The sequence below is a fragment of the Ramlibacter sp. genome (assembly GCF_028291745.1).
Taxonomy (GTDB): Bacteria; Pseudomonadota; Gammaproteobacteria; order Burkholderiales; family Burkholderiaceae_C; genus Ramlibacter.
Genome location: NZ_JAQGNQ010000091.1, coordinates 1 through 26,919, shown reverse-complemented (window position 1 = coordinate 26,919; position 26,919 = coordinate 1). Strand labels below are relative to the sequence as shown.

At 67.0% G+C, this 26,919-nt stretch carries 30 protein-coding genes and 1 pseudogene; 29 read left to right on the top strand and 2 right to left on the bottom strand.

Features of this window, described 5'->3' with window-relative positions:
* The 27 genes from JWP60_RS17110 to tatC form a co-directional block, all read left to right on the top strand.
* A partial coding sequence (locus tag JWP60_RS17110) for a glutamate synthase-related protein (protein ID WP_299793977.1) occupies positions 1 to 4,506 on the top strand: 4,506 nt, incomplete at its 5' end.
* A gap of 18 nt (positions 4,507 to 4,524) precedes the next feature.
* Entirely contained in the window at positions 4,525 to 5,991 is a 1,467-nt protein-coding gene (locus tag JWP60_RS17105; protein WP_299793974.1) for a glutamate synthase subunit beta, read from the top strand.
* A gap of 123 nt (positions 5,992 to 6,114) precedes the next feature.
* Positions 6,115 to 6,933, top strand: coding sequence for an ABC transporter ATP-binding protein (locus JWP60_RS17100; RefSeq protein ID WP_299793971.1), 819 nt, complete (start codon positions 6,115 to 6,117; stop codon positions 6,931 to 6,933).
* A 73-nt stretch (positions 6,934 to 7,006) separates the two neighbouring features.
* Complete coding sequence (gene mlaE / locus JWP60_RS17095) at positions 7,007 to 7,789, top strand: lipid asymmetry maintenance ABC transporter permease subunit MlaE (protein WP_299793968.1); 783 nt, start codon at positions 7,007 to 7,009, stop codon at positions 7,787 to 7,789.
* Positions 7,790 to 7,810: 21 nt separating this feature from the next.
* Positions 7,811 to 8,293: an outer membrane lipid asymmetry maintenance protein MlaD gene (gene mlaD / locus JWP60_RS17090; protein ID WP_299793965.1), complete on the top strand. Its 483-nt coding sequence runs from the start codon at positions 7,811 to 7,813 to the stop codon at positions 8,291 to 8,293.
* Positions 8,290 to 9,102 carry a VacJ family lipoprotein gene (locus JWP60_RS17085; RefSeq protein WP_299793962.1) on the top strand — a complete coding sequence of 271 codons (813 nt, stop codon included), beginning with the start codon at positions 8,290 to 8,292 and terminating at the stop codon, positions 9,100 to 9,102. Before mlaD ends, JWP60_RS17085 begins: the two co-directional genes overlap by 4 nt.
* 98 nt (positions 9,103 to 9,200) lie before the next feature.
* A complete protein-coding gene (locus JWP60_RS17080; protein WP_299793983.1) occupies positions 9,201 to 9,845 on the top strand; it encodes an ABC transporter substrate-binding protein in 645 nt (214 codons plus the stop codon).
* 5 nt (positions 9,846 to 9,850) lie between these two features.
* Entirely contained in the window at positions 9,851 to 10,126 is a 276-nt protein-coding gene (locus JWP60_RS17075) for an STAS domain-containing protein (protein ID WP_299793959.1), read from the top strand.
* 184 nt (positions 10,127 to 10,310) lie between these two features.
* On the top strand, positions 10,311 to 11,231 hold the full coding sequence (locus JWP60_RS17070; protein ID WP_299793956.1) for an ABC transporter ATP-binding protein: 921 nt from the start codon (positions 10,311 to 10,313) through the stop codon (positions 11,229 to 11,231).
* Positions 11,228 to 11,392 carry a hypothetical protein gene (locus JWP60_RS17065; protein ID WP_299793953.1) on the top strand — a complete coding sequence of 55 codons (165 nt, stop codon included), beginning with the start codon at positions 11,228 to 11,230 and terminating at the stop codon, positions 11,390 to 11,392. The genes JWP60_RS17070 and JWP60_RS17065 overlap by 4 nt, the downstream gene beginning before the upstream one ends.
* On the top strand, positions 11,389 to 12,144 hold the full coding sequence (locus JWP60_RS17060; RefSeq protein ID WP_299793951.1) for an ABC transporter permease: 756 nt from the start codon (positions 11,389 to 11,391) through the stop codon (positions 12,142 to 12,144). The genes JWP60_RS17065 and JWP60_RS17060 overlap by 4 nt, the downstream gene beginning before the upstream one ends.
* A 10-nt stretch (positions 12,145 to 12,154) precedes the next feature.
* The gene (locus JWP60_RS17055) at positions 12,155 to 12,397 is read left to right on the top strand and encodes a BolA family protein (RefSeq protein ID WP_299793949.1); all 243 of its coding nucleotides are present in this window, start codon (positions 12,155 to 12,157) and stop codon (positions 12,395 to 12,397) included.
* A gap of 5 nt (positions 12,398 to 12,402) precedes the next feature.
* Positions 12,403 to 13,668 (top strand): UDP-N-acetylglucosamine 1-carboxyvinyltransferase, encoded by a 1,266-nt coding sequence (gene murA, locus JWP60_RS17050; protein WP_299793947.1) that lies wholly within the window; start codon positions 12,403 to 12,405, stop codon positions 13,666 to 13,668.
* A gap of 58 nt (positions 13,669 to 13,726) precedes the next feature.
* Positions 13,727 to 14,392 (top strand): ATP phosphoribosyltransferase, encoded by a 666-nt coding sequence (hisG, locus tag JWP60_RS17045; protein WP_299793945.1) that lies wholly within the window; start codon positions 13,727 to 13,729, stop codon positions 14,390 to 14,392.
* Entirely contained in the window at positions 14,389 to 15,708 is a 1,320-nt protein-coding gene (gene hisD, locus JWP60_RS17040; RefSeq protein WP_299793943.1) for a histidinol dehydrogenase, read from the top strand. Before hisG ends, hisD begins: the two co-directional genes overlap by 4 nt.
* 144 nt (positions 15,709 to 15,852) lie before the next feature.
* Positions 15,853 to 16,929, top strand: a complete 1,077-nt coding sequence (hisC, locus tag JWP60_RS17035; protein WP_299793940.1) for a histidinol-phosphate transaminase — start codon at positions 15,853 to 15,855, stop codon at positions 16,927 to 16,929.
* 20 nt (positions 16,930 to 16,949) lie between these two features.
* Positions 16,950 to 17,546 (top strand): imidazoleglycerol-phosphate dehydratase HisB, encoded by a 597-nt coding sequence (gene hisB, locus JWP60_RS17030; RefSeq protein WP_299793935.1) that lies wholly within the window; start codon positions 16,950 to 16,952, stop codon positions 17,544 to 17,546.
* A 1-nt stretch (position 17,547) separates the two neighbouring features.
* A complete protein-coding gene (hisH, locus tag JWP60_RS17025) occupies positions 17,548 to 18,198 on the top strand; it encodes an imidazole glycerol phosphate synthase subunit HisH (RefSeq protein WP_299793932.1) in 651 nt (216 codons plus the stop codon).
* Between the two features lie 45 nt (positions 18,199 to 18,243).
* Positions 18,244 to 18,984 carry a 1-(5-phosphoribosyl)-5-[(5-phosphoribosylamino)methylideneamino]imidazole-4-carboxamide isomerase gene (hisA, locus tag JWP60_RS17020; protein WP_299793929.1) on the top strand — a complete coding sequence of 247 codons (741 nt, stop codon included), beginning with the start codon at positions 18,244 to 18,246 and terminating at the stop codon, positions 18,982 to 18,984.
* Between the two features lie 182 nt (positions 18,985 to 19,166).
* Positions 19,167 to 19,946 (top strand): imidazole glycerol phosphate synthase subunit HisF, encoded by a 780-nt coding sequence (gene hisF / locus JWP60_RS17015; protein WP_299793926.1) that lies wholly within the window; start codon positions 19,167 to 19,169, stop codon positions 19,944 to 19,946.
* Positions 19,947 to 20,092: 146 nt separating this feature from the next.
* Positions 20,093 to 20,491: a phosphoribosyl-AMP cyclohydrolase gene (gene hisI / locus JWP60_RS17010; protein ID WP_299793980.1), complete on the top strand. Its 399-nt coding sequence runs from the start codon at positions 20,093 to 20,095 to the stop codon at positions 20,489 to 20,491.
* Positions 20,492 to 20,496: 5 nt separating this feature from the next.
* Positions 20,497 to 20,865, top strand: a complete 369-nt coding sequence (locus JWP60_RS17005; RefSeq protein WP_299793923.1) for a phosphoribosyl-ATP diphosphatase — start codon at positions 20,497 to 20,499, stop codon at positions 20,863 to 20,865.
* Positions 20,865 to 21,233, top strand: coding sequence for a hypothetical protein (locus JWP60_RS17000; protein ID WP_299793920.1), 369 nt, complete (start codon positions 20,865 to 20,867; stop codon positions 21,231 to 21,233). Before JWP60_RS17005 ends, JWP60_RS17000 begins: the two co-directional genes overlap by 1 nt.
* On the top strand, positions 21,230 to 21,589 hold the full coding sequence (locus JWP60_RS16995) for a histidine triad nucleotide-binding protein (protein ID WP_299793917.1): 360 nt from the start codon (positions 21,230 to 21,232) through the stop codon (positions 21,587 to 21,589). Before JWP60_RS17000 ends, JWP60_RS16995 begins: the two co-directional genes overlap by 4 nt.
* 67 nt (positions 21,590 to 21,656) lie before the next feature.
* Positions 21,657 to 21,902: a Sec-independent protein translocase subunit TatA gene (gene tatA / locus JWP60_RS16990; RefSeq protein WP_299793914.1), complete on the top strand. Its 246-nt coding sequence runs from the start codon at positions 21,657 to 21,659 to the stop codon at positions 21,900 to 21,902.
* 7 nt (positions 21,903 to 21,909) lie between these two features.
* Positions 21,910 to 22,371: a Sec-independent protein translocase protein TatB gene (gene tatB / locus JWP60_RS16985; protein ID WP_299793911.1), complete on the top strand. Its 462-nt coding sequence runs from the start codon at positions 21,910 to 21,912 to the stop codon at positions 22,369 to 22,371.
* A gap of 37 nt (positions 22,372 to 22,408) precedes the next feature.
* Positions 22,409 to 23,203, top strand: coding sequence for a twin-arginine translocase subunit TatC (gene tatC, locus JWP60_RS16980; protein WP_299793906.1), 795 nt, complete (start codon positions 22,409 to 22,411; stop codon positions 23,201 to 23,203).
* Between the two features lie 45 nt (positions 23,204 to 23,248).
* On the opposite strand, the gene JWP60_RS16975 is transcribed toward tatC, so the two are convergent.
* On the bottom strand, positions 23,249 to 24,415 hold the full coding sequence (locus tag JWP60_RS16975) for a trypsin-like peptidase domain-containing protein (protein ID WP_299793903.1): 1,167 nt from the start codon (positions 24,413 to 24,415) through the stop codon (positions 23,249 to 23,251).
* Between the two features lie 49 nt (positions 24,416 to 24,464).
* On the bottom strand, positions 24,465 to 25,739 hold the full coding sequence (locus JWP60_RS16970; RefSeq protein WP_299793900.1) for a hypothetical protein: 1,275 nt from the start codon (positions 25,737 to 25,739) through the stop codon (positions 24,465 to 24,467).
* 87 nt (positions 25,740 to 25,826) lie between these two features.
* Between JWP60_RS16970 and JWP60_RS16965 the strand changes: the two genes are divergently transcribed.
* Positions 25,827 to 26,585 (top strand): Nif3-like dinuclear metal center hexameric protein, encoded by a 759-nt coding sequence (locus JWP60_RS16965; RefSeq protein WP_299793897.1) that lies wholly within the window; start codon positions 25,827 to 25,829, stop codon positions 26,583 to 26,585.
* Positions 26,582 to 26,919, top strand: a pseudogene (locus JWP60_RS16960) (4-hydroxythreonine-4-phosphate dehydrogenase PdxA); the annotation flags it as partial. The gene JWP60_RS16965 and the pseudogene JWP60_RS16960, both read left to right, overlap by 4 nt.

Below are 26,919 nucleotides of genomic sequence, written 5' to 3'. Positions count from 1 at the left end.
GCGCTGTACCGCGAGGAAATGGCCGCGCAGGGCATTGCCTTGCCGCCGCCGGGCGAATACGGCGTCGGCATGGTGTTTTTGCCCAAGGAACATGCCTCGCGGCTGGCCTGCGAACAGGCGCTGGAACGCGCCGTCCATGCCGAAGGCCAGGTGCTGCTGGGCTGGCGCGATGTGCCGGTGAACCGCGACATGCCGATGTCGCCGACCGTGCGCGCCAAGGAACCCATCCTGCGCCAGATTTTCATTGGCCGGGGCAACGACGTGATCGTTCAGGACGCCCTTGAGCGCAAGCTCTATGTGATCCGCAAGACCGCCAGCGCCGCCATCCAGCGCCTGCACCTGACGCACAGCAAGGAGTACTACGTTCCCAGCATGTCCAGCCGCACCGTGGTCTACAAGGGCCTGCTGCTGGCCGACCAGGTCGGCACCTATTTTCTGGATCTGCTTGATGCGCGCTGCGTCTCGGCGCTGGGCCTGGTGCACCAGCGTTTCTCGACCAACACCTTCCCCGAGTGGCCGCTGGCGCACCCGTACCGTTATGTGGCGCACAACGGCGAGATCAACACGGTCAAGGGCAACTACAACTGGATGAAGGCGCGCGAAGGCGTGATGACCTCGCCGGTGCTGGCCAACGACCTGAAGAAGCTGTACCCGATCTCGTTTGCCGACCAGTCCGACACCGCTACGTTCGACAACTGCCTCGAATTGCTCACGATGGCCGGCTACCCGCTGGCGCAGGCCGTGATGATGATGATTCCCGAGCCGTGGGAACAGCACACCACAATGGACGAGCGCCGCCGCGCGTTCTACGAGTACCACGCCTCGATGCTCGAGCCGTGGGACGGACCCGCCTCGATCGTCTTCACCGACGGCCGCCAGATCGGCGCCACGCTCGACCGCAACGGCCTGCGTCCCTCGCGCTACTGCGTGACCGACGACGACCTCGTGATCATGGCCTCCGAATCCGGCGTGCTGCCGGTGCCGGAAAACCGCATCGTGCGCAAGTGGCGCCTCCAGCCCGGCCGCATGTTCCTGATCGACCTGGAGCAGGGCCGCATGATCGACGACGAGGAGCTCAAGTCCTCGCTCGCCAATGCCAAGCCCTACAAGCAGTGGATCGAGAACCTGCGCATCCGCCTCGACGACCTGTCGCAGACCTCCGGTGAAGCGCCGGGCAACAAGACCGAGCTGCTCGATCGCCAGCAGGCCTTCGGCTACACCCAGGAAGACATCAAGTTCCTGATGTCGCCGATGGCGCAGGCCGGCGAGGAGGGCATCGGCTCGATGGGCAACGACAGCCCGCTGGCGGTGCTGTCGGACAAGAACAAGCCGCTGTACAACTACTTCAAGCAGCTGTTCGCGCAGGTGACCAACCCGCCGATCGACCCGATCCGCGAGGCGATCGTGATGTCGCTGGTGTCCTTCATCGGCCCGAAACCGAACCTGCTGGACATCAACCAGGTCAACCCGCCGATGCGGCTGGAAGTGAGCCAGCCGATCCTCGATTTCGCCGACATGCAGAAGCTGCGCGAAATCGAGAAGCACACGCATGGCAAGTTCCGCAGCCACACGCTCGACATCACCTATCCGCTGGCCTGGGGCCGCGAAGGCGTCGAGGCCAAGCTGGCCTCCCTCAATGCGGAGGCGGTCGACGCGCTGCGCAGCGGGCACAACATCCTGATCATCAGCGACCGCGCGGTGTCGGCCACGCAGGTGGCGATCCCCGCTCTGCTGGCGCTCTCGTCGATCCACCAGCACCTGATTCGCGAAGGCCTGCGCACCACCGCCGGCCTGGTGGTGGAGACCGGCTCGGCCCGCGAAGTGCATCACTTCGGCGTGCTCGCCGGCTATGGCGCCGAAGCCGTCCACCCGTACCTCGCGATGGAGACGCTGGCCTCCATCCACAAGGACCTGCCGGGCGACCTCTCGGCCGAGAAGGCGATCTACAACTACGTCAAGGCGATCGGCAAGGGCCTGTCCAAGATCATGTCCAAGATGGGCGTGTCGACGTACATGTCGTATTGCGGCGCGCAGCTGTTCGAGGCGATCGGCCTGAACAGCGACACGATCGAGAAGTACTTCACCGGCACCTCCAGCCGCATCGAAGGCATCGGCGTGTTCGAGATCGCCGAGGAAGCGCTGCGCCTGCACAAGGCCGCCTTCGGCGACGACCCGGTGCTGTCCTCGATGCTCGATGCCGGCGGCGAATACGCCTGGCGCACGCGCGGCGAAGAGCACATGTGGACGCCCGACGCGATCGCCAAGCTGCAGCACAGCGCGCGCGCCAACAACTGGAACACGTACAAGGAATACGCGCAGATCATCAACGACCAGAGCCGCCGCCACATGACCCTGCGCGGCCTGTTCGAGTTCCGCGTCGATCCGGCCAAGGCGATCCCCGTCTCCGAAGTGGAGTCCGCCAAGGAAATCGTCAGGCGCTTCGCCACCGGCGCGATGTCGCTCGGCTCGATCTCCACCGAGGCGCACGCCACGCTGGCCATCGCCATGAACCGCATCGGCGGCAAGAGCAACACGGGCGAGGGCGGCGAAGACCCGGCGCGCTATCGCCAGGAGCTCAAGGGCATCACTATCCAGACCGGCCAGACGATGGCGCAGATCATCGGCCAGGACGCGGTCGAAGTCGACATCCCGCTGCAGCAGGGCGACTCGCTGCGTTCGCGCATCAAGCAGGTAGCCAGCGGCCGCTTCGGCGTGACGGCGGAGTACCTGTCTTCCGCGGACCAGATCCAGATCAAGATGGCGCAGGGCGCCAAGCCCGGCGAGGGCGGCCAGCTGCCCGGCGGCAAGGTCTCCAAGTACATCGGCAAGCTGCGCTACTCGGTGCCCGGCGTGGGTCTCATCTCGCCGCCGCCGCACCACGACATCTATTCGATCGAAGACCTGGCGCAGCTGATTCACGACCTGAAGAACGTGGCGCCGCATGCCTCGATCAGCGTCAAGCTGGTCTCGGAAGTCGGCGTGGGCACCATCGCCGCCGGGGTGGCCAAGTGCAAGTCCGACCACGTGGTGATCGCCGGCCATGACGGCGGCACGGGTGCCTCGCCCTGGTCGTCGATCAAGCATGCCGGCTCGCCCTGGGAAATCGGCCTGGCCGAGACCCAGCAGACCCTGGTGCTGAACCGCCTGCGTGGTCGCATTCGCGTGCAGGCCGACGGCCAGATGAAGACCGGCCGCGACGTCGTCATCGGCGCGCTCCTGGGTGCCGACGAATTCGGCTTCGCCACCGCGCCCCTGGTGGTCGAGGGCTGCATCATGATGCGCAAGTGCCACCTCAACACCTGCCCGGTGGGCGTGGCCACGCAAGACCCCGTGCTGCGCAAGAAGTTCGCCGGCAAGCCCGAGCACGTCGTCAACTTCTTCTTCTTCATTGCCGAAGAAGTGCGGCAGATCATGGCGCAGCTGGGCATCCGCAAGTTCGACGACCTGATCGGCCGCGCCGACCTGCTGGATACGCGCAAGGGCATCGCCCACTGGAAGGCGCGTGGCCTCGACTTCAGCCGCCTGTTCGCGCAGCCGCGTGTGCCGGCCGACGTGCCGCGCTTCCACTGCGAGGAGCAGGACCACAAACTGGACAAGTCGCTCGACGTGGTGCTGATCGAGAAGTCGCGCGCGGCCATCGAGCGTGGCGAGAAGGTGCAGTTCATGGAGGTGGCGCGCAACGTCAACCGCTCGGTGGGCGCGATGCTCTCCGGCGCGGTGACCAAGGTGCACCCCGAAGGCCTGCCGGACGACACGCTGCGCATCCAGCTCGAAGGCACGGGCGGCCAGTCCTTCGGCGCGTTCCTCACGCGCGGCATCACGCTGTACCTGATCGGCGATGCCAACGACTACACCGGCAAGGGCCTCTCGGGTGGCCGCGTGGTGGTGCGTCCCTCGATCGACTTCCGCGGCGAAGCAACCAAGAACATCATCATCGGCAACACCGCGCTGTATGGCGCGACTTCCGGCGAGGCGTTCTTCAGCGGCGTGGCCGGCGAGCGCTTCGCGGTGCGCCTCTCGGGTGCCACCGCGGTGGTCGAAGGCACCGGCGATCACGGCTGCGAGTACATGACCGGCGGCACGGCCGTCGTCCTGGGCAAGACCGGGCGCAACTTCGCGGCCGGCATGTCCGGCGGTATCGCCTACGTCTACGACGAGGACGGCAAGTTCGCCACTCGCTGCAACACCGCGATGGTGAGCCTGGAGCGCGTCGGCAGCACGGCCGAACAGCAGGCCGGCATGGGCCGCACGAAGATGCACCGCGATCAGACCGACGAAGCGCTGCTCAAGAAGCTGCTCGAGGAGCACAACCGCTGGACCGGCAGCCGCCGCGCCCGCGAACTGCTGGACGACTGGGCCGCCGCCCGCATGAAGTTCGTCAAGGTCTTCCCCAACGAATACAAGCGCGCCCTGGCCGAGATGTACGAACGCGAGGTGGAGCTGGCGAGCGTCGGCAACAACCAGGAAATCGCGATGCGGCACGAGCAGCCCGTGCCCGCGAAATAAGAGGACGGAGAACGAGCAATGGGAAAAGTCACCGGCTTCCTGGAATACGAGCGCGTCGAGGAGGGCTACAAGCCCGTGCCCGAGCGCCTGAAGCACTACAAGGAATTCGTCGTCGGCCTGTCGGACGCCGATTCCAAGGTGCAGGCGGCGCGCTGCATGGACTGCGGCACGCCCTTCTGCAACTCGGGCTGCCCCGTCAACAACATCATTCCGGACTTCAACGACCTGGTGTACCAGCAGGACTGGAAGAACGCCTGGACGGTGCTGGATTCGACCAACAACTATCCCGAGTTCACCGGCCGCATCTGCCCCGCCCCCTGCGAGGCCGCCTGCACCTTGAACTACAACGCGGACCCGGTGGGCATCAAGTCGCTGGAGCACGCGATCATCGACCGCGCATGGGAAAACGGCTGGGTGCAGCCGCGCGTGCCGCGCATCAAGACCGGCAAGAAGGTCGCGGTGGTGGGCTCGGGCCCGGCCGGCATGGCGGCGGCGCAGCAACTGGCACGTGCCGGCCATGACGTGACGCTGTTCGAGAAGAACGATCGCATCGGCGGCCTGCTGCGCTACGGCATCCCCGACTTCAAGATGGAGAAGATCCACATCGATCGCCGCGTCGAGCAGATGAAGGCCGAGGGCGTGACCATCCGCACCGGCGTGATGATCGGCGAGCTGCCCAAGGGCTCGAAGGTCACCAACTGGGCGAAAGAGACGATCTCGCCCAAGCAACTGCAGGAGCAGTTCGATGCGGTGGTGCTCACCGGCGGCGCCGAGCAGTCGCGCGACCTGCCCGTCCCCGGCCGCGAGCTCGATGGCATCCACTTCGCGATGGAGTTCCTGCCGCAGCAGAACAAGGTGAACGCCGGCGACAAGGTAAAGAACCAGCTGCGCGCCGACGGCAAGCACGTGATCGTGATCGGCGGCGGCGACACCGGCAGCGACTGCGTGGGTACCAGCAACCGCCATGGCGCCGCCAGCGTGGTGCAGTTCGAGCTGATGCCGCAGCCGCCCGAAGAAGAGAACAAGCCGCTCACCTGGCCCTACTGGCCCTACAAGCTGCGCACCTCCTCCTCGCACGAGGAAGGCGTGATGCGCGAGTTCGCCATCGCCACCAAGCAATTCATGGGCGACGGCAAGAAGGTCACCGGCCTGAAGACCGTGCAGGTGGAATTCAAGGACGGCAAGTTCGTCGAAGTCGCGGGCACCGAGAAGGAATACAAGGCCGATCTCGTGCTGCTGGCCATGGGCTTCGTCAGCCCCGTGCAAAGCATCCTGGAAGGCTTCGCCCTCGAGAAGGACGCGCGCGGCAACGCGAAGGCGACCACGGACTTCCATGGCGGCTACGCCACGAACGTGCCCAAGGTCTTTGCAGCGGGCGACATGCGCCGTGGCCAGTCGCTGGTGGTGTGGGCGATCCGCGAAGGCCGGCAGGCGGCCCGCGCGGTGGACGAATTCCTCATGGGGTTCAGCGATTTGCCGCGCTGACGCAGTGCCGGCCGCACGGTAAAGACGCGGGGTTGCCGTTCAGCGCGGCGGCTGCTCTGCAGCCAGTGCCCTATCATCCGTGGCTTTCAGCTATCGGCCGCACCCGCGGCCCGTCCCCCTCGGATGATCGATTCCGACCCCACTGCGCTGGTCGAATGCCGCAACGTAAGTTTCGGTTACGGCGAGCGCCCCATTCTCGAGGACGTGAGCTTCACCGTGCCGCGCGGCAAGGTGACGGCGCTCATGGGCGCCTCGGGCGGCGGCAAGACCACCGTGCTGCGCCTGATCGGCGGACAGGTGCGCCCGCAGGGCGGCGAACTGCTGTTCGACGGCCAGAGCATTCCCGGCCTGGATCGCGGCGGCCTGTATCGCATGCGGCGGCGCATGGGCATGCTGTTCCAGTTCGGCGCCCTGTTCACCGATCTCTCGGTGTTCGACAACGTGGCCTTTCCCTTGCGTGAGCATGCCGGCCTGCCGGAGAGCCTGATGCGCGACATCGTGCTGATGAAACTCAATGCCGTGGGCCTGCGCGGCGCGCGCGACCTGATGCCGGCCGAAGTCTCGGGCGGAATGGCGCGGCGCGTGGCGCTGGCGCGCGCGATCGCACTCGACCCCGACCTGGTCATGTACGACGAGCCGTTCGCCGGTCTCGACCCCATCTCGCTCGGCACCGCCGCGCATTTGATCCGGAACCTGAACGACACGCTGGGCATCACCAGCATCGTGGTGTCGCACGACCTGGAAGAGACCTTCCACATCGCCGACCAGGTGATCGTGCTGGCGAACGGCCGCATCGCGGCGCAGGGCACGCCGGACGAAGTGCGCAATTCGAGCGACCCCTTGGTGCACCAGTTCGTGCATGCCTTGCCCGAAGGGCCGGTGCATTTCCACTATCCCGGACCGAGCATCGACGAAGACTTCAGCGAGGGTTTGGGGAAATGAGCCCCCCACGCAAACTGCGTTTGCTGCCCCCCCAGGGGGGGCGTGATGCCCTGCGGGCGGCCGGGCGGGCATCATGAGCTGGTGGCGACCTTCCGATATCGGCTTCGCCGTGCGCGGGCAACTCGCGGGCGTGGGCTACGGCTCGAAGCTGCTGGTGCGCCTGTTCGCCATGGCGGGGACTACCCTGGCGCGCGGCCGGCTGGTGCGTGACCAGATCCACTTCCTGGGCAACTATTCGCTGGCCATCATCGGCGTCTCCGGCCTGTTCGTCGGCTTCGTGCTGGCGCTGCAGGGCTACTACATCCTGCAGCGCTATGGCTCGTCCGAAGCGCTGGGGCTGATGGTGGCCCTGAGCCTCGTGCGCGAGCTGGGGCCCGTGGTCACGGCGCTGCTGTTCGCCGGCCGCGCGGGCACGTCGCTCACGGCGGAGATCGGCTTGATGAAGGCGGGCGAACAACTGGCCGCCATGGAGATGATGGCGGTCGACCCCGTGCAACGCATCCTGGCCCCCCGTTTCTGGGCTGGGGTGATCGTGATGCCGCTGCTGGCTTCGGTGTTCAGCGCGGTGGGCATCCTGGGCGGCTGGGTGGTCGGCGTGGTGCTGATCGGCGTGGACCCCGGCGCCTTCTGGAGCCAGATGCAAGGGGGCGTCGACGTCTTCAAGGACGTCGGCAACGGCGTCATCAAGAGCCTGGTGTTCGGCATTGCCGTCACCTTCATCGCGGTGCTGCAAGGCTATGAGGCACGGCCCACGCCCGAAGGCGTTTCGCGTGCCACGACACGGACCGTCGTCATGGCGTCGCTCGCCGTGCTGGCGCTGGATTTCGTGCTCACCGCAATGATGTTCAGCATCTGAAAGAATTTGGAGTCAATTGACATGGAGCGCAACAAGAACGACGTGTGGGTGGGGCTGTTCGTCCTGATCGGTGGGGCGGCCCTGGTGTTCCTCGCGCTGCAGGCGGCCAACCTGCTGACGCTGAGCTTTCAGCCGACCTATCATCTGGTCGCGAAGTTCGACAACATTGGCGGCCTCAAGCCGCATGCAGCGGTCAAGAGCGCCGGCGTGGTGGTGGGGCGCGTGGAAGGGATCGCCTTCGACGACAAGGCCTTCCGGGCCAACGTCACGCTGGCGCTGGAAACCCGTTACCAGTTTCCCAAGGACAGCTCGCTCAAGATCCTCACCAGCGGCCTGCTGGGTGAGCAGTACATTGGGGTGGAGGCGGGCGCCGACGACAAGAACCTGGTCGCTGGCGATACCATCACCACCACGCAGTCCGCCGTGGTGCTCGAAAACCTGATCGGGCAATTCCTCTACAACAAGGCCGCGGAAGGCCCGACCGCTGGGGCGCCGAAGAAATGAAACCTTTACAACGGCCGGCGCACCGCGCGCCCGCAATCCTGCTCTTTGCCCTCTCGCTGGCTGGCCTGGCTGGCTGCGCAACCGTGGCCAACCCGAATCCGCGCGATCCCTGGGAAGGCTTCAACCGCGGCTCCTACCGGTTCAACGAAGGGCTCGACCGCGTGCTGCTCAAGCCGGTGGCGACGCTCTACCGGGACAAGGTGCCACCGCTGGTGCGCACCGGCGTCTCCAACTTCTTCGGCAACCTGGGTGACGGCTGGTCCGCCGTGAACAGCCTGCTGCAGTTGCACCTGCAGGATTTCGAGGAGAACCTGGCCCGCTTCCAGCTCAACACGATGTTCGGCGTGTTCGGCATCTTCGACGTCGCGAGCGAGTTCAACATCGAGCGCCATAGCGAGGACTTCGGCCAGACGCTGGGCCGCTGGGGCATGCCACCCGGCCCCTACCTGGTGCTGCCCTTCCTGGGCCCCTCGACCGTACGTGACGCCGCGGCCTTGCCGGTGGACTACCATTTCGACCTGGCGGGCCAGATCGGCAACAACACCGGCCGGGACCTCGTCTGGGGCCTGAAGTTCGTCGACAAGCGCGCCAACCTGCTGCGCGTGGGCAACGTGCTGGACGAGGCCGCGCTGGACAAGTACTCCTTTACGCGCGATGCCTACCTGCAGCACCGCCGCGCCGAGATCTACGATCGCGACGACAACCGGGACGTCCCGCCGCCGCTGCCCGACGAGTCGGCCGAACCTTCGAGCGCGGCGCCGTCGAGCGCCGCGCCTGCCAGACAACCCGCAAGCGCCCCCGCGCGTTAAACCTCGGTTGCACGCTGTTGCGTCGAGCCCTGTGGGGCCGCAAACAGGTGCAAGCTGTCGAGTTCCCGGGCATGCCCGGCTGAAAGGATCCTGAGATGATGAAAAGACGTACCCTGGCCCGCCTGGCGGCCGCCGTGATGGTCACCGGCGTGCTGGCCGGCGGTTGGCTGCCGGCCTTCGCCGCCGATGAAGCGCCCGACGCGATGATGAAGCGGCTGTCCGATGAAGTGCTGGGCACGATCAAGACCGACAAGCTCGTGCAGGCCGGCGACCTCAGCCGGATCATGCAGGTGGTCGACAGCAAGATCATGCCCAACGTGGACTTCGCGCGCATGACTGCATCGGCCGTCGGTCCCGCCTGGCGCGAAGCCACCCCGGAGCAGCGCAAGCGCCTGCAGGACGAATTCAAGCTGCTGCTGGTGCGCACCTATTCCGGCGCGCTGTCGCAGGTCTCGGAGGAGACGGTCACGATCAAGCCGCTGCGCGCCTCGCCCGACGACAACGACGTCGTGGTGCGCAGCGAAATCCGCGGCCGCGGCGATCCGATCCAGCTGGAATACCGGCTCGAGAAGACGCCCGGGCAAGGCACCGGCTGGAAGATCTACAACCTGAACGTCCTGGGCGTCTGGCTGGTGGAAACCTATCGCAGCCAGTTCTCGCAGGAGATCAACGCGAAAGGCATCGACGGCCTGATCGCCTCGCTGGCGGAGCGCAATCGCAACAACGCCGGCCGCAAGGGCTGACGCGCATGCTGGTGCTGCCCGCGCATCTCACCCACGCCGAGGCGGGGCCGTGCAGCCGCATGCTGGCGCAGGCGCTGCGCAGCGATGCATCGGCGCAAGCCGTGGCCGACGCCTCGGGCCTGCGCGAGTTCGACTCGTCCGCGCTCGCCGTCCTGCTGGAATGCCGCCGCGAGGCGCTGGCCCTGGGCAAGAGCTTCGCGGTGCTGCAGTTGCATCCGCGGCTGCGTTCGCTGGCGACGCTGTATGGGGTGTCGGAGTTGCTGCCTGAGTTTCGCGCCTGACCCAAGCATTTCTGAACGCAGAAGTCGCAGAAGATCCGCAGAAGTCGCGGAAAAGGCAAGGACACCTTTAGTGGTTTCCTTCTGCGATTTCTGCGTTACTTCTGCGCCTTCTGCGTTCAAGAGGCGTTCCCGCACCCCTGTCGCGTAACGGAGTAGCCCGCGCCGCTAAAATGGCCGGTTGCCCATGCCTGCCATCTCCTTCCAGTCCGTTTCCAAGACCTACAACACGTCACGCGGCGGCTTTCGGGCGCTCGATGGGGTGAGCTTCGATATCGAAGAAGGCGAGTTCTTCGGCCTGCTCGGCCCCAATGGCGCCGGCAAGACCACGCTGATCAGCGTGCTGGCCGGCCTGGTGCGGCCCACCGAGGGGCACGTGCTGGTGCGCGGCCACGACGTGCAAAGCGCCTATGCCGAAGCCCGCCGCCAGATCGGCGTGGTGCCGCAGGAGCTGGTGTTCGATCCCTTCTTCACCGTGCGCGAGGCGCTGCGCATCCAGTCCGGCTACTTCGGCGTGAAGAACAACGACGCCTGGATCGACGAATTGCTCGCCAGCCTGGGGCTGGCCGACAAGGCGCAATCCAACATGCGCCAGCTTTCCGGCGGCATGAAGCGCCGCGTGCTGGTGGCGCAGGCGCTGGTGCATCGGCCGCCGGTGATCGTGCTCGACGAGCCGACTGCCGGCGTCGACGTGGAACTGCGCCAGACGCTGTGGCAATTCATCGCCCGCCTGAACCGCGAAGGCCATGCCGTGCTGCTCACCACGCACTACCTCGAGGAAGCCGAGGCCCTGTGCAGCCGCATCGCGATGCTCAAGGCCGGCAAGGTGGTCGCACTGGAGCGCACGAGTGACTTGCTCAAGGCGGCCTCCAGCAACGTGCTGCGCTTCAAGTTCGACGGCACCCTGCCGCGCGAATTCGAAGGCAAGGCCCGCGTCACCGGCCGGATCGTGCAACTGCCCGCGCACGACGCCCACGAAATCGAACAACACCTGTCCGTGATCCGCCAGGCCGGCCTGCGGGTGGAAGACGTCGAAATCCGCAAGGCGGACCTGGAGGACGTGTTCCTCGACCTGATGTCGGCGGGCAAGGCGGAGGTGGCTGCATGAATCACGCACTTTTGAACGCAGAAGACGCAGAAGTGACGCAGAAGACGCGGAAGGAAACCTTCAAGACTCTCTTTGTCTTTTCTGCGTCTTCTGCGCAACTTTTGCGTCTTCTGCGTTCAGAAAAGGCTTGCGCCACGGCAGCGCTTGAGGCGGCCGCATGACCGGCTGGCAAACGCTCCTCTACAAGGAAACGCTGCGCTTCTGGAAGGTTGGCTTCCAGACGGTTGCGGCCCCCGTGCTCACCGCGCTGCTGTACCTGCTGATCTTCGGGCATGTGCTGTCCGATCGCGTGAAGGTCTACGACACCATCAGCTACACCGCCTTTCTGGTCCCCGGCCTCGTGATGATGAGCGTGTTGCAGAACGCGTTCGCCAACAGTTCCTCCTCCCTGATCCAGAGCAAGATCATGGGCAACCTGGTGTTCGTGCTGCTCACGCCGCTGTCGCACTGGAGCTGGTTCATCGCCTATGTCGGGTCCTCGGTGGCGCGCGGGCTGTGCGTCGGCGTCGGTGTGTTCATCGTCACTGCCTTGTTCGCGCACGTGAGCTTCGCCGCGCCGCTGTGGATCGTGGCGTTCGCGTTTCTGGGGGCCAGCATGCTCGGTGCCCTGGGCCTGATCGCTGGCCTGTGGGCCGAGAAGTTCGACCAGATGGCCGCCTTCCAGAATTTCGTCATCGTGCCGATGACCTTTCTCTCCGGCGTGTTCTATTCGATCCATTCGCTGCCGGCGTTCTGGCAGCGCGTGAGCCACCTCAATCCCTTCTTCTACATGATCGACGGCTTCCGCTACGGCTTCTTCGGTGTGAGCGACGTCTCGCCCTGGCTGAGCCTGGCGATCGTCGGCAGCGCCATGCTGGTCGTCAGCGCCATCGCCGTCCACCTGCTGCGCATCGGCTACAAGATCCGCAGCTGAGGAACACCGCATGACCGCCGACGACCTCCGATCCCTCATTGCCTCCGGCATTGCCTGCGACCACGTCGAGGTCGACGGTGACGGCCGCCACTGGTCCGCGGTGGTCGTGTCAGCCGAGTTCGCCGGAATGCGTGCTATCCAGCGGCACCAGCGTGTCTACCGCACCCTCGGTGCGAGAATGCACACCGACGAGGTCCATGCCTTGTCGATGAAGACATTCACGCCCGAGGAATGGGCATCCCAACCCCACTGAAGCCCATGGACAAGCTCTTGATTCGCGGCGGCCGGCCCCTGAACGGCGAGATTCGCATTTCCGGCGCGAAGAACGCCGCGCTGCCGGAACTCTGCGCTGCGCTGCTCACCGCCGAGCCGATGACGCTGCAGAACATCCCGCGCCTGCAGGATGTGGCCACCATGCTCAAGTTGATCCGCAACATGGGCGCCACCGCCGAATTCAGCAGCGAGGGCACGGTCCTGATCGACTCGTCGGAGTTGCATTTCCCCGAGGCGCCCTACGAGATGGTGAAGACCATGCGGGCCTCGGTGCTGGCGCTGGGTCCGCTGCTCGCGCGTTTCGGCGAAGCCACCGTGTCGCTGCCCGGCGGCTGCGCCATCGGCGCGCGCCCGGTGGACCAGCACATCAAGGGCCTGCAGAAGATGGGCGCCCAGATCGTCATCGAGCACGGCTACATGATCGCCAAGCTGCCCAAGGGCCGCACGCGGCTGCAGGGCGCGCACATCCGCACCGACATGATCACGGTGACCGGCACCGAGAACTTCATGATGGCCGCGGCGCTGGCCGAAGGCGAGACCATCCTCGAGAACCCGGCGATGGAGCCCGAGATCACCGACCTGGGCGACATGCTGATCGCCATGGGCGCCAAGGTCGAAGGCCACGGCACCGACCGCATCCGCATCCAGGGCGTGGAGAAGCTGCACGGCGCCACCCACCGCGTGGTGGCCGACCGCATCGAGTGCGGCACTTTCCTGTGCGCCGTGGCCGCCACCGGGGGCGATGTCGTCCTGAAGGACGGCCGCACCGAGCACATGGCTGTGGTCATCGACATGCTGCAGGCCGCGGGCGCCCAGGTCGAAGCCGTCGATGGCGGCATCCGCGTCCGTTCGCAAGGGCGGCTGGAGGCACAGAGCTTCAAGACCACCGAATACCCGGGCTTTCCCACCGACATGCAGGCGCAGTTCATGGCGCTCAACTGCATCTCCGAGGGCGAGGCCAAGATCACCGAGACCATCTTCGAGAACCGCTTCATGCACGTCAGCGAGCTGATGCGCATGGGCGCGAAGATCCACGTGGATGGCAAGGTCGCGATCACGCACGGCGTCGAGCGCCTCTCCGGCGCCACGGTGATGGCGACCGACCTGCGCGCCTCCGCCAGCCTGGTGATCGCCGGCCTGGTGGCCGAAGGCGAGACGATCGTCGATCGCATTTACCATCTCGACCGTGGCTACGAGCAGATGGAAGCCAAGTTGCGCGATCTCGGCGCCGAGATCGAAAGAGTCAAATGACCGCCGCACGGCCGCCCGAAGGCGGTCGGTTCGCGGTGCGGAGCACGGAGAACTTACCTTGAACGCTGCGGGACGGCCCGCTCTCACGCTCGCGCTCTCCAAAGGGCGCATCTTCGACGAAACCCTGCCGCTGCTCGCAGCCGCGGGGATTTCCGTTCTGGAGGACCCGGAGAAGTCGCGCAAGCTGATTCTTGCCACCAGCCACCCCGACGTGCGGGTCGTGCTCGTGCGCGCCAGCGACGTGCCCACCTACGTGCAGTACGGCGGCGCGGACCTGGGCGTGACGGGCAAGGACACGCTGATCGAGCATGGCGGCCAGGGCCTGTACCAGCCGCTGGACCTGCAGATTGCCAAGTGCCGCGTGAGCGTCGCGGTGCGCTCGGACTTCGACTATGCCTCGGCGGTGCGCCAGGGAGCGCGCCTGAAGGTCGCGACCAAGTACACCGGCATCGCCCGCGATTTCTTCGCGGCGAAAGGCGTGCACGTCGACCTGATCAAGCTCTATGGCTCGATGGAGCTGGCGCCGCTGACGGGCCTGGCCGATGCGATCGTCGACCTCGTGTCCACCGGCGGCACCCTGAAGGCGAACAACCTCGTCGAAGTCGAACGCATCATGGACATCAGCGCGCGCCTGGTGGTGAACCAGGCCGCGCTCAAGCTGAAACAGGAGCCGATCCGTCACCTGATCGAGGTCTTCGCGAAGACCGTCGCCGCGCGCCCATGACCGCTGCTGCCCGCCCCCTGCGCCTCGCGACCACCGAGGCCGGCTTCGATGCCGCGCTGGCGGCGCGCCTGCATTGGTCCGCGGAGACGGATGCCGGCATCGAGCAGGCCGTCGCCGACATCCTCGCGGACGTGCGCAAGCGCGGCGATGCGGCGGTCCTCGAATACACGAACCGCTTCGACGGCACGAGTGCCCGGTCGCTCGCCGACTTGCAATTGCAGGTCGGTGAGCTGAAGTCCGCCTTCGACGGCCTGCCCGCGGCGCAACGCGATGCCCTGCAGGCGGCGGCGCAGCGCGTGCGCTCGTACCACGAGGCACAGAAAAAAGCGTCGGGCGAGAGCTGGAGCTATCGCGATGCCGACGGCACGCTGCTGGGCCAGAAGGTCACGCCGCTCGATCGCGTGGGCATCTACGTGCCGGGCGGCAAGGCGGCCTATCCGTCCTCGGTGCTGATGAACGCGATTCCCGCGCAGGTCGCCGGGGTCGGCGAGATCGTGATGGTGGTGCCCACGCCGCGCGGCGAGAAGAACGCACTGGTGCTGGCGGCGGCGCACGTCGCTGGCGTCAGCCGCGTGTTCACCATCGGCGGCGCGCAGGCCGTGGCCGCGCTGGCTTACGGCACCGCCAGCGTGCCGCGCGTGGACAAGATCACCGGCCCGGGCAACGCCTATGTCGCGAGCGCCAAGCGCCGCGTGTTCGGCCAGGTGGGCATCGACATGATTGCCGGCCCCAGCGAGATCCTGGTGCTGGCCGACGGCACGACCCCGCCCGACTGGGTGGCCATGGACCTGTTCTCGCAGGCCGAACACGACGAGCTGGCGCAGAGCATCCTCCTGTGCCCGGACGCTGGCTACATCGAGCAGGTGCAGGCCGCGATCGACCGCATGCTGCCTGAGATGCCGCGCGCGGAGATCATCGCCAAATCGCTCAATGGCCGCGGCGCCTTGATCCACACCCGCGGCATGGAAGAAGCGTGCGAGATCAGCAACCGCATCGCGCCGGAGCACCTGGAGATCGCCAGCAGCGACCCGCACCGCTGGGAGCCGCTGCTGCGCCATGCCGGCGCGATCTTCCTGGGCGCGTACACGAGCGAGTCGCTGGGCGACTACTGCGCCGGCCCGAACCACGTGCTGCCCACGAGCACCACCGCGCGCTTTTCGAGCCCGCTGGGTGTCTACGATTTCCAGAAGCGCAGCAGCCTGATCGAAGTCAGCGAAGCCGGCGCCCAGACCCTGGGCGCGATCGCCGCCGAACTGGCGTACGGGGAAGGCCTGCAGGCGCATGCGCGGGCGGCGGAAATGCGTCTCAAGCGCTGAGTCCTGATCAACGATTTTTCGAACGCAGAAGACGCAGAAGCAGCGCAGAAGACGCAGAAAAGAAGAAGCCCGATAATCGGCCTTCCTTCTGCGACTTCTGCGGAACTTCTGCGTCTTCTGCGTTCAGTCCTGGTTCCTACCGTCATGGCTCCCACCCTCGAAAGACTCATCGCCACCCGCATCCGCCAGGACGTGCAGGGCATGCATGCCTATGCCATCCAGGATTCGCGCGGCATGGTGAAGCTCGATGCCATGGAGAACCCGCATCGCTTGCCGCCAGCGCTGCAGAAGGAGCTCGGCGATCGGCTGGCGGCGGTCGCCCTCAACCGCTATCCCGGCGAGCGCATCGACGATTTGCGCGCCGCCCTCGCGCGCCATGCGAAGCTGCCCGAGGGCTTCGGCCTGATGCTGGGCAACGGCTCGGACGAACTGATCGCGCTGCTGGCCCTGGCCTGCGACGTGCCGGGCGCCACCATCCTGGCGCCGCTGCCTGGCTTCGTGATGTACGCCATGAGCGCGCAGTTGCAGGGGCTGAAGTTCGTCGGCGTCGACCTCACGCCGGACTTCGAGCTCGATGAGAAGGCGATGCTCGATGCGATCGCGCTGCACCAGCCGGCGATCGTCTACCTCGCCTACCCGAACAATCCCACCGCCAATCTGTGGAACGATTCGACCATCGAGAAGATCGTCGCCGCCGCGCCCGGCCTGGTGGTGATCGACGAGGCCTACCAGCCCTTCGCCAGCCGCAGCTATCTCGATCGCGTGACCCGGCACGAGCACGTGCTCCTGATGCGCACGCTGTCGAAATTCGGGCTGGCCGGGGTGCGCATCGGCTACATGATGGGCCGCGCCGAGCTGGTGGCGCAGGTCGACAAGGTGCGGCCTCCGTACAACGTCAGCGTGCTCAATGCCGAAGCGGCGCTGTTCGCGCTGGAGCACGAGGACGTGTTCGCGGCCCAGGCCGAAGACCTCAAGCGCGAGCGCACCCGCCTGCAGGCGGCCCTGAGGGAGCTGGGCCTGCAAAGCTGGCCCAGCGACGCCAACATGATCCTGGTGCGCGTGGCCGACCCGGCCCGCAGCTTCGAGGGCATGAAGGCGCGCAAGGTCCTGGTCAAGAACGTTTCTAGAATGCACCCATTGCTGGCCGGCTGCCTGCGCCTGACGGTCGGCACCGCGGACGAGAACACGCAGCTGCTGCAAGCCCTGCAAGCCTCCCTATGAGCGAACCGCCGAAAGAAATCATGAGTCACGACCGGCAAGCGGTGGTGAGTCGCAACACCGCCGAAACCCAGATCACCGTCCGGGTCGGCCTCGATGGCACCGGCGCCGCGAAGCTGGCCACCGGCATCGGCTTCTTCGACCACATGCTGGACCAGATCGCGCGCCACGGGCTGATCGATCTGGACATCGTGGCCAAGGGCGACCTGCACATCGACGGCCACCACACGGTGGAAGACGTCGGCATCACCTTCGGCCAGGCCGTGGCCAAGGCGGTGGGCGACAAGAAGGGCATCCGCCGCTACGGCCATGCCTACGTGCCGCGGGACGAGGCGCTGTCGCGGGTGGTGATCGATTTCTCCGGCCGCCCGGGCCTGGTCATGAACGTGCCTTTCAAGAGCGGCATGATCGGCACCTTCGACACCCAGCTGACCCACGAATTCTTCCAGGGCTTCGTGAACCACGCCTTCGTGACCCTGCACATCGACAACCTGCGCGGCGAGAACGCGCACCACCAGTGCGAGACGGTGTTCAAGGCCTTCGCCCGGGCGCTGCGCTTTGCGCTGGAGCTCGATGCGCGCGCCGCCGGCACCATTCCGTCCACGAAGGGCAGCCTCTGACATGACGCCGCGGACCGTGGCCGTCGTCGACTACGGCATGGGCAACCTGCGCTCGGTGTCGCAGGCCGTGCTGCACGTCGCGCGCGACAGCGGCGTGAGCGCGATCGTCACCTCGCGCCCGGAGGAAGTGCGCGCCGCCGAACGCGTGGTGCTGCCGGGGCAGGGCGCCATGCCCGACTGCATGCGCGAGCTGCGCGACTCCGGCCTGCTCGAATCGGTGCTGGAAGCCGCCGCCACCAAGCCCCTGTTCGGGGTCTGCGTGGGCATGCAGATGCTGCTGGATTCCAGCGAGGAAGGACCGACCGCCGGCCTGGGCCTGGTGCCCGGCGAGGTGGTGAAATTCCAGCTGGCCGGGCAGCACCAGCCCGATGGCAGCCGCTACAAGGTGCCGCAAATGGGCTGGAACCGGGTCCGCCAGGCCCGACAGCACGCCATGTGGGCGGGCATTCCCGAGGACAGCTGGTTCTATTTCGTGCATTCCTTCTACGCCAGGCCGTCCGACGCACACCACAGTGTTGGGGAATCCGAGTACGGCGTTCGCTTTACCTGTGCGGTGGCCCGCGATAATATTTTTGCGACCCAGTTCCACCCCGAGAAAAGCGCAGACCAGGGCCTTTCGCTCTATCGCAACTTCCTGCACTGGACACCCTGATGCTTTCCGGGACACGGCTGCCCGCCGTCTTCCACTACCCCTCCCATGCTGCTGATTCCCGCGATTGACCTGAAAGACGGCCACTGTGTACGCCTGAAGCAAGGTGACATGGACCAGGCGACCACCTTCAGCGAGGACCCCGCCGCCATGGCGCGGACCTGGCTCGAACGTGGGGCCCGGCGCCTGCACCTTGTCGACCTGAACGGCGCCTTTGCCGGCAAACCGCAGAACTTCACCGCCGTGCGCACCATCCTGAAGGCGGTGGGCGACGACATCCCGGTGCAGTTGGGGGGCGGCATCCGCGACCTCGACACCATCGAGCGCTACATCGATGGCGGCCTGCGCTACGTGATCATCGGCACGGCGGCGGTCAAGAACCCGGGCTTCCTCAAGGACGCCTGTACGGCGTTCGGCGGCCACATCATCGTCGGCCTGGACGCCAAGGACGGCAAGGTGGCCACGGACGGCTGGAGCAAGCTGACCGGCCACGAGGTGGTCGACCTGGCCCGCAAGTTCGAGGACTGGGGCGTCGAATCCATCATCTACACCGACATCGGCCGCGACGGCATGTTGACGGGCATCAACATCGAGGCCACGGTGAAGCTGGCGCAATCGCTGTCGATCCCGGTGATCGCCTCGGGCGGCCTGTCTTCCATGGGCGACATCGAGAAGCTGTGCGCGGTGGAAGACGAGGGCATCGAGGGCGTGATCTGCGGCCGGGCGGTGTACAGCGGCGACCTCGACTTCGTGGCGGCCCAGGCGCGGGCGGACGAATTGGGGGGCTGAGCTCCCGTAGGACGGCTGGGTTGCGCCGGCATCTTTGAACGCAAAAGTCGCAGAAGTGACGCAGAAGTCGCAGAAGGACTTCCGTCGAGGGTTTTCTTCTGCGCTTTCCGCGTCACTTCTGCGTTTTCTGCGTTCGAAATTGCTTGTTCGCCCCCCAATCTCCGCTTCGTAGAATCCGTCCCATGCTCGCCAAACGCATCATCCCCTGCCTCGACGTCACCGGCGGCCGGGTCGTCAAGGGGGTCAACTTCGTCGAATTGCGCGACGCGGGCGATCCGGTGGAGATCGCCTCGCGCTACAACGAGCAGGGCGCCGACGAACTCACCTTCCTCGACATCACGGCCACCAGCGACGGGCGCGACCTGATCCTGCACATCATCGAGGCCGTGGCCTCGCAGGTGTTCATCCCGCTCACCGTGGGCGGCGGGGTGCGCACCGTGGAAGACGTGCGCCGGCTCCTGAATGCCGGCGCCGACAAGACCAGCTTCAATTCCGCCGCGATCGCGAACCCCGATGTGATCAACGCCGCCTCGACCAAGTACGGGGCGCAATGCATCGTCGTGGCGATCGACGCCAAGAAGCGCAGCGCGGAAGATGCGGCGACGCGCGGCCCGGGCTGGGATGTCTACAGCCACGGCGGCCGGCGCAATACGGGCCTGGACGCAGTCGCCTGGGCCACCGAGATGGCACGCCGCGGCGCCGGCGAGATCCTGCTCACCAGCATGGACCGCGACGGCACGAAATCCGGCTTCGACCTGGCACTCACGCGCGCGGTGGCCGATGCCGTGCCGGTGCCCGTGATCGCCTCGGGTGGCGTGGGCAACCTCGATCACCTGGCCGATGGCGTGCAGCAGGGCGGCGCGGATGCGGTGCTGGCCGCCAGCATCTTCCACTACGGCGAGTACACGGTGGCGCAGGCGAAGGAGCGGATGGCGCAACGGGGCATCCCCGTTCGCCTCTAGGTGCCCACGTCTTCGGATGTCATTGCGGGCTTGAGCCGCAATCCATGCGGCGCTTGTACCGACGCGGTGGTGGATCCCGGGTCAAGCCCGGGATGACATCCTCAGGCATGACATCCTTGTCGGGGTGTCCGCCCCGATCACCGACAATACGCCCCATGAACTGGCTCGAAGAAGTGAAATGGGATGCGCAGGGGCTGATCCCCGTGATCGCCCAGGAAGCCGCCACGGGCGACGTGCTGATGTTTGCCTGGATGGACCGCGAGGCCCTCGCCAAGACCGCCGAACTCGGGCGCGCCGTCTATTTCAGCCGCTCGCGCGGCAAGCTGTGGTTCAAGGGCGAGGAGTCGGGCCACGTGCAGCAGGTGCACGAGATCCGCATGGACTGCGACAACGACGTGCTGCTGCTGAAAGTCACGCAGCAGGGGCACGATCCTTCGATCGCCTGCCACACCGGCCGCCACAGCTGCTTTTTCCATCTTTACCGCGACGGCGCCTGGCAGGTGGTGGACCCTGTCTTGAAGGACCCGTCCACCATCTACAGATAGGCGCCATGACCGCTGCTGACCCGCTGGCCCGCCTGGCCGACGTCATCGAAAGCCGCAAGCCCGCCAACGGCGGCAACCCGGAGGCGAGCTACGTCGCCCGCCTGCTGCACAAGGGCCCGGACGCCTTCCTCAAGAAGATCGGCGAGGAAGCCACCGAGGTCGTCATGGCGGCCAAGGACGTCGACCACGGCGGCGACCGCGCCAAGCTGGTGGGCGAAGTCGCCGACCTCTGGTTCCACAGCATGATCGCGCTCGCGCACTACGGCCTGCGGCCGGCCGACGTGATCGCCGAACTGCAGCGGCGCGAGGGCATGAGCGGCATCGAGGAAAAGGCGCTGCGCAAGGTGCGCGCGCGGGAAGCCGGAGGCGAGTGATGGCCCAGGGCGACTACATCGACATGGAGCGCGACTCCGGCCGCACGCTGATGCACATCCTGTACGGGATGCACACGGTGGCGCCCTTCACGCTCTGGACGCTGTCGCTGATCGCGCTGGTGATCCACTACGTCAAGCGCTCCGACGAGCGCAACCTGCTGTTCGTGGCGCATCACACCTACATGATCCGCACCGTGTGGTGGACGGCCCTGTGGCTGCTGCTGACCGGCCCCCTGTGGTTGCTCCTGTTCCTGCCCGGCGCTGCCGCGTACACGCTGATCGGCCTGTGGTACCTGTATCGCTGCCTGCGCGGCTGGCTGCGCTTCAACGACAATCGCTTGCCCGAGGACAGCGCCTTCCAGCCATGAGCCACGACCCCAACTGCATCTTCTGCCGGATCGCGCAGGGCAGCATCCCCTCGCGCAAGGTCTACGAAGACGAGGAACTGCTCGCCTTCCACGACATCCATCCGTGGGCGCCGGTGCACTTCCTGCTGATTCCCAAGGACCACATCGCGTCGCTGGCGCAGGTGCAGCCGTCGCACGCGCCGCTGCTGGGAAGAATGATGAGCCTGGTGCCGACGCTCGCGCAGCAGGAAGGCTGCCGGCCTTATCCGGAAGGCGGCTTCCGGCTGGTGTGCAACACCGGCGCCCATGGCGGCCAGGAGGTGGCGCACCTGCACTTCCACGTCATCGGCGGCCCGCGCCCCTGGCTCAAGGGGTGAGCAAATCCCCGCACGGGATATGGCCACCAGCCCGACTAGAATCAGGTCAGTTAGACAGGAGTACTCCATGGGTTCGTTTTCCATCTGGCACTGGCTGATCGTGCTGTTGATCGTGGTTCTGGTGTTCGGCACCAAGAAGCTGAAGAACATGGGGCAGGACCTCGGTGGCGCCGTCAAGGGCTTCAAGGACGGCATGAAGGACGGCAACCAGCCGGACACGCCCATCCCCCCGGCCAGCCAGGTGACGGCCTCGCAGGGCCCGATCGGCGCCGACCAGACGCCGATCGACGTCGAATCCCGCAACAAGCCCTGATCCGACCGTGCTGGACCTCGGCCTCGAAAAGATGGCGCTGATCGGCGTCGTGGCCCTGATCGTGATCGGGCCCGAGAAGATGCCGCGCGTGGCGCGCACCGTCGGCACGCTGCTGGGCAAGGCCCAGCGCTACGTGAACGACGTCAAGGCCGAAGTCAATCGCTCCATGGAGCTCGACGAGCTCAAGAAGATGAAGGAGACGGTCGAGAGTGCCGCGCGTGACGTCCAGAACTCGGTGACCACCGCGGCGGCCGACTTCGAGAAGCAGTGGGGCGATGCCCTCGATACCCCGCACACCTCGCTGCCGGAACCGACCCCGGACTATCCGGAATACAAGCACCCGAAGAAGAAGTGGCGAGTGAAGCAGGGCGCCGTGCCGCATTGGTACAAGGCGCGCACCGGCGTGCGCACCCGCGCGCTCTCCGGCGCAGCCCGCGTCGCCCGCTACCGCCCGCAGAAGTTCAACTGAAAGCGGGCCGGCAGCAGCGCCGGCGGCCGTTCCCACCATGTCCACAACTCCCAACGACCAGGACGACGAACTGGCCGGCACCGAGCAGCCCTTCGTTGCCCACCTCGTCGAACTGCGTGACCGCCTGGTCAAGGCCATGATCGCGATCGGCGTGGTGGCGCTCGTGCTCTCGGTCTACCCCGGCCCGTCCGCGCTGTACGACCTGCTGGCCGCGCCCCTGGTGGCACACCTGCCCAAGGGCGCGACGCTGATCGCCACCTCGGTGATCTCGCCGTTCGTGGTGCCGCTGAAGATCATGTTGATGGCCAGCTTCCTGGTGGCGCTGCCGGTGGTGCTGTACCAGGTGTGGGCCTTCGTCGCCCCCGGGCTCTATTCACACGAGAAGAAGCTGGTGCTGCCGCTGGTGGTTTCCAGCACGCTGCTGTTCTTCGCCGGCGTGGCCTTCTGCTACTTCTTCGTCTTCGGCCGGGTCTTCTCGTTCATCCAGAGCTTCGCGCCCAAGAGCATCACGGCCGCCCCGGACATCGAGGCCTACCTGAGCTTCGTGCTGACGATGTTCCTGGCGTTCGGGGCGACCTTCGAGGTGCCCATCATCGTCGTGGTGCTGGCGCGCATGGGGCTGGTGCCGATCGACAAGCTCAAGCAGTTTCGCGGCTACTTCGTGGTGCTGGCCTTCATCATCGCGGCGGTGATCACGCCGCCCGACGTGGTGTCGCAACTCGCGCTGGCCGTGCCCATGTGCCTGCTGTACGAGATCGGCATCTGGGCCGCCCAGATCTTCCTGAAGAACACCAAGGCGCCGGAAGAAGAGGGCGAAGCGGCGAAGCCCTGAGAGGTGCGGGGGGCTGCGGCATTGCCGCATCCCACCTTGCCCGAATCAGCGCTGCGGCACCACCGGCTGTACCTGCTGCTTCGGCTTGGGCCGCTTGCCGGGCGTGACGGTCACTTCGACGTTGTCTTCGTGCCGCTGCAGCCTGAACTGGGTGGCGGTGCCGGGCTTGAGCGCGGCGACGGTGGACAGCAGTTCCGAGACGTTCGCAACGTTCTTGCCGCCGACTTCCACGACCACGTCGCCGGGCTTCACGCCGGCCTGCGCCGCGGGGCCGTTCTGCAGCACGCCGGTGATCAGCACGCCCTTGCGCGCCTTCACGCCGAAGGTCTCCATCAGCTCGGGGGAAAGGTCGGCCGGCTCGACCCCTATCCAGCCGCGCGTGACCACGCCGTCCTTGACGATGCCTTCCAGCACCAGCTTGGCGGTCGACACGGGAATGGCGAAGCCGATGCCCATGCTGCCGCCCGAGCGCGAGTAGATCGCCGTGTTGATCCCCATCAGGTTGCCGTCGACGTCCACCAGCGCGCCGCCCGAGTTGCCGGGGTTGATCGCGGCATCGGTCTGGATGAAGTTCTCGAAGGTGTTGATCCCGAGCTGGTTGCGCCCCAGGGCGCTGACGATGCCGCTGGTGACGGTCTGGCCCACGCCGAAGGGATTGCCGATGGCCAGCACCTGGTCGCCCACCTGCAGCGCGTCGGAGTTGCCCAGCGTGATCACCGGCAGCCGGTCGAGCGCGATCTTGAGGATCGCGAGGTCGGTCTCGGGGTCGGTGCCTATCACCTTGGCGGGCGTCTTGCGGCTGTCGTTCAGCGCTACCTCGATTTCGGTCGCGCCCTCCACCACGTGGTTGTTGGTGAGGATGAAGCCGTCGCTGCTGATGATGACGCCGCTGCCCAGCCCGCTTTGCGGCACCGCGCCCTGTTCCCCGAAGAAGAAGCGGAACCAGGGATCGTTGGCCGAGGGCCGGTCGGCCGCCTTGCTGGTGTTGATGCTCACCACCGCCTGCGAGGCCTTGCGGGCCGCGTTGCGGAAGCTGCCCACGGGCGACGCCGCACTGGGTGCGCTCTGCACTTCCTGCAGCGCGACGCCCGTGCTGGCCGTGGTGCTCACGGGCCGATGGTTCAACCACTCGGGCTTGAGCGTCGTCACCACGAAATAGGCCGCCAGCAGCACGGTGACGGCCTGGGAGAACACCAGCCAATAGCGTCGCATGTTCTTGACTTGGGAAACCCCGAGTGTATGCCCGGCATCCCCGCCCCGGTCAGCGAGCGCGACCGTTCTGCGCCGGTGCTGCCCGGGCGGGCGGCTGCGGACGTGACGAGCGGCTGTCCCAGGTGGTCGCTTCCAGTGGCACCGCTGCACCGGACAGGGGGTCCTGCGTGGCGGCACGCGAGCGCATTTCCCGGGCCGCCACGGCCAGGCGCTGCACGTCATCGAGCACGTCTTCGACCTCGCCGTGCTGCACGGCCAGGTGCAGCACGCCGACGCCGTAGTCGATGCGCACCCGCACGGGCTCGCCGCCGCGGCCGGTGACCTCCACCGGCTGGCGCAGCGCGAAGGCCACGCGCAGGCCCACGGTGCGCAGCCAGCTGCGCGCCGGAATCGCTTCGGCAAAGGCCACGAAGCAGCGGTCCCAGTAGCGGCCGACGGGATTGACCAGGCCGACTTCGCGCTGCAGGCGCGCGGCCAGCGCCAGCCACACCTCGTCGAGGCCGTGCAGGCCGACCTGCGCCACGATGCGCTCCGGCTCGAACACCCGCACGGCCAGGATCGCGCCTTCGTGCCGGGTGCGGCGCCGCCGCTTCTGGGCAGCGACCAGGCGCTGCACCAGCACCGCGCTGCTGTGGACGTGGGTGACGGGATCGACCCGCGTCACGCCGGCGGCCTCCCGCGTGCGCCAGCGTCGCAGCATGCGCCGCCACAGCGCACGGCCGGTGAGTGCATTGCCCAGGGCAGCGGCCAGCGCGGCGCCCACCTGCACGATGCCTGCCATCGGGACCGGGCCCATTGCCAGCAGGTAGAGGCCGGCAATGGCCGGCAGCGTCAGCAGGCAGCCCGCCGCCATCGCCAGCGCCAGCCGGTCGCCGATGGTCCAGGCCCGCGCCGTCGCCCAGCTGGTGAGGCCGCAGCCTGCCAGCGACAGCAGCATCGCCGCGGGCAACTGGAACTCGGGCGGCGCCGCGAGCAGGGCCAGCGCCGCCAGCGGCAAGGCGAACGCGGACAGGCGCAGCGCAGCGGCGATGGCGCGATCGCGTTCCGCTGCGGCCAGCCAGGCGTGGATCCAGAAATTGCCCAGGCCCACGCACACGGGCCCGGCCAGCAGCTGCAGCACGCGCAAGCGGTCGGCGGAGACGTGACCGATGGCGCCCAGCACGCCGCTTTCGACCAGCACCAGCAGGAAGACACTGAGGTGGTAGGCCAGCGCCCGCAGCGGCGTGCTGCCCGGGCGCGCCATGAAGTCGCCCGCCCGCGCGAGTGCGATCGCCGCGATCGCGCCCAGCACCATGCTCCACATCGTCAGGCTCGGCGTCCCCATGGCAGCTCCTTCGAGCCGGCATGTTCCCCCGGGCGTGCCAGCAGCGCCGTAGCAGAATGAGGTTTGAACCCTGTGTGCTATTGACCCATGACCGACCGGCAAGAACTGCTGCAAGCCTTCGACAGCCTGCTGTCGCCCGAGCGTTTCAAGGACTACGGGCCCAACGGCCTGCAGGTGGAGGGGCGAGCGCAGGTGCAGCGCATCGTCTCCGGCGTGACCGCGAGCCGGGCGCTGATCGAAGCGGCGATCGGCCGCGGCGCCGACGCGATCTTCGTGCACCACGGCCTGTTCTGGCGCGGGCAGGACGGCCGCGTGACCGGCTGGATGAAGCAGCGGCTGGCGCTGCTGCTGGCCCACGACATCAACCTGTTTGCCTACCACCTGCCGCTGGATGCGCATCCCGGACTCGGGAACAACGCGCAGCTCGGCTTGCGTCTGGGCCTTGCGGCCAGCGCGCGCTTCGGCGAGCAGGACCTCGGCTTCCTGGGCGGCCGCAGCGATGGCGCTGTCTTTGCCGATGCGAACGCGCTGGCTGCCCACGTGGGCGAGGCCCTGGCTCGCACGGTGACGTGCGTGCCCGGCGGGGCGGGGCCCATCCGCCGCATTGCCTGGTGCACGGGCGGCGCGCAGTCGTACTTCGAGCCGGCGATCGCCGCCGGCGCGCAGGCCTTCCTCACCGGCGAGATCTCCGAGCCGCAGGCGCACTACGCGCGCGAGTGCGGCGTGAGCTTCCTCGCCTGCGGGCACCACGCCACCGAGCGCTACGGCGCGCCGGCGGTGGCCTCGCACATCGCGCAGCAGTTCGGGCTGGCGCACGAATTCATTGACGTGGACAACCCGGCATGAGCCCTGGCAGCAAGCCCATCGCCATCACGCTTGGCGATCCCGCCGGTATCGGCCCCGAGATCGTCGCCAAGGCGTTCGCGCAGCAGCCGCAACTGCTGCAAGGCTGCTTCGCCGTGGGCGACCTCGCGTGCCTGCGGCGCGGGACAGCGATCGCCGCGGGTGAGGGTCCGCCCCTTGCGATCGCAACGATCGAAGACCTCGCCGAAGTGGCCGGCATGCCGCCGCGCTGCATCCCGCTGTTGCAGGTCGGCGCGGCCACGGGCGAGCCGCCGCCGCTGGGACAGGTGAGCGCCGCGGCCGGCCGCCTCGCCGCGGTCGCCGTGGTGTGGGCCGC

What these genes read in the sequence shown, in the direction of transcription:
- murA (WP_299793947.1), top strand. Translation starts at nt 12,403, where the DNA reads ATGGACAAGCTCTTGATTCGCGGCGGCCGGCCCCTGAACGGCGAGATT.
- JWP60_RS16965 (WP_299793897.1), top strand. Translation starts at nt 25,827, where the DNA reads ATGACCGACCGGCAAGAACTGCTGCAAGCCTTCGACAGCCTGCTGTCG.
- JWP60_RS17055 (WP_299793949.1), top strand. Translation starts at nt 12,155, where the DNA reads ATGACCGCCGACGACCTCCGATCCCTCATTGCCTCCGGCATTGCCTGC.
- mlaD (WP_299793965.1), top strand. Translation starts at nt 7,811, where the DNA reads ATGGAGCGCAACAAGAACGACGTGTGGGTGGGGCTGTTCGTCCTGATC.
- JWP60_RS17085 (WP_299793962.1), top strand. Translation starts at nt 8,290, where the DNA reads ATGAAACCTTTACAACGGCCGGCGCACCGCGCGCCCGCAATCCTGCTC.
- JWP60_RS16970 (WP_299793900.1), bottom strand. Translation starts at nt 25,739, where the DNA reads ATGGGGACGCCGAGCCTGACGATGTGGAGCATGGTGCTGGGCGCGATC.
- tatA (WP_299793914.1), top strand. Translation starts at nt 21,657, where the DNA reads ATGGGTTCGTTTTCCATCTGGCACTGGCTGATCGTGCTGTTGATCGTG.
- hisB (WP_299793935.1), top strand. Translation starts at nt 16,950, where the DNA reads ATGAGTCACGACCGGCAAGCGGTGGTGAGTCGCAACACCGCCGAAACC.
- hisH (WP_299793932.1), top strand. Translation starts at nt 17,548, where the DNA reads ATGACGCCGCGGACCGTGGCCGTCGTCGACTACGGCATGGGCAACCTG.
- hisD (WP_299793943.1), top strand. Translation starts at nt 14,389, where the DNA reads ATGACCGCTGCTGCCCGCCCCCTGCGCCTCGCGACCACCGAGGCCGGC.
- JWP60_RS17100 (WP_299793971.1), top strand. Translation starts at nt 6,115, where the DNA reads ATGATCGATTCCGACCCCACTGCGCTGGTCGAATGCCGCAACGTAAGT.
- JWP60_RS16995 (WP_299793917.1), top strand. Translation starts at nt 21,230, where the DNA reads ATGAGCCACGACCCCAACTGCATCTTCTGCCGGATCGCGCAGGGCAGC.
- JWP60_RS17105 (WP_299793974.1), top strand. Translation starts at nt 4,525, where the DNA reads ATGGGAAAAGTCACCGGCTTCCTGGAATACGAGCGCGTCGAGGAGGGC.
- JWP60_RS17065 (WP_299793953.1), top strand. Translation starts at nt 11,228, where the DNA reads ATGAATCACGCACTTTTGAACGCAGAAGACGCAGAAGTGACGCAGAAG.
- hisA (WP_299793929.1), top strand. Translation starts at nt 18,244, where the DNA reads ATGCTGCTGATTCCCGCGATTGACCTGAAAGACGGCCACTGTGTACGC.
- JWP60_RS17075 (WP_299793959.1), top strand. Translation starts at nt 9,851, where the DNA reads ATGCTGGTGCTGCCCGCGCATCTCACCCACGCCGAGGCGGGGCCGTGC.
- hisF (WP_299793926.1), top strand. Translation starts at nt 19,167, where the DNA reads ATGCTCGCCAAACGCATCATCCCCTGCCTCGACGTCACCGGCGGCCGG.
- JWP60_RS17080 (WP_299793983.1), top strand. Translation starts at nt 9,201, where the DNA reads ATGAAAAGACGTACCCTGGCCCGCCTGGCGGCCGCCGTGATGGTCACC.
- mlaE (WP_299793968.1), top strand. Translation starts at nt 7,007, where the DNA reads ATGAGCTGGTGGCGACCTTCCGATATCGGCTTCGCCGTGCGCGGGCAA.
- JWP60_RS17070 (WP_299793956.1), top strand. Translation starts at nt 10,311, where the DNA reads ATGCCTGCCATCTCCTTCCAGTCCGTTTCCAAGACCTACAACACGTCA.
- JWP60_RS17005 (WP_299793923.1), top strand. Translation starts at nt 20,497, where the DNA reads ATGACCGCTGCTGACCCGCTGGCCCGCCTGGCCGACGTCATCGAAAGC.
- JWP60_RS17060 (WP_299793951.1), top strand. Translation starts at nt 11,389, where the DNA reads ATGACCGGCTGGCAAACGCTCCTCTACAAGGAAACGCTGCGCTTCTGG.
- hisC (WP_299793940.1), top strand. Translation starts at nt 15,853, where the DNA reads ATGGCTCCCACCCTCGAAAGACTCATCGCCACCCGCATCCGCCAGGAC.
- JWP60_RS17000 (WP_299793920.1), top strand. Translation starts at nt 20,865, where the DNA reads ATGGCCCAGGGCGACTACATCGACATGGAGCGCGACTCCGGCCGCACG.
- JWP60_RS16975 (WP_299793903.1), bottom strand. Translation starts at nt 24,415, where the DNA reads ATGCGACGCTATTGGCTGGTGTTCTCCCAGGCCGTCACCGTGCTGCTG.
- tatC (WP_299793906.1), top strand. Translation starts at nt 22,409, where the DNA reads ATGTCCACAACTCCCAACGACCAGGACGACGAACTGGCCGGCACCGAG.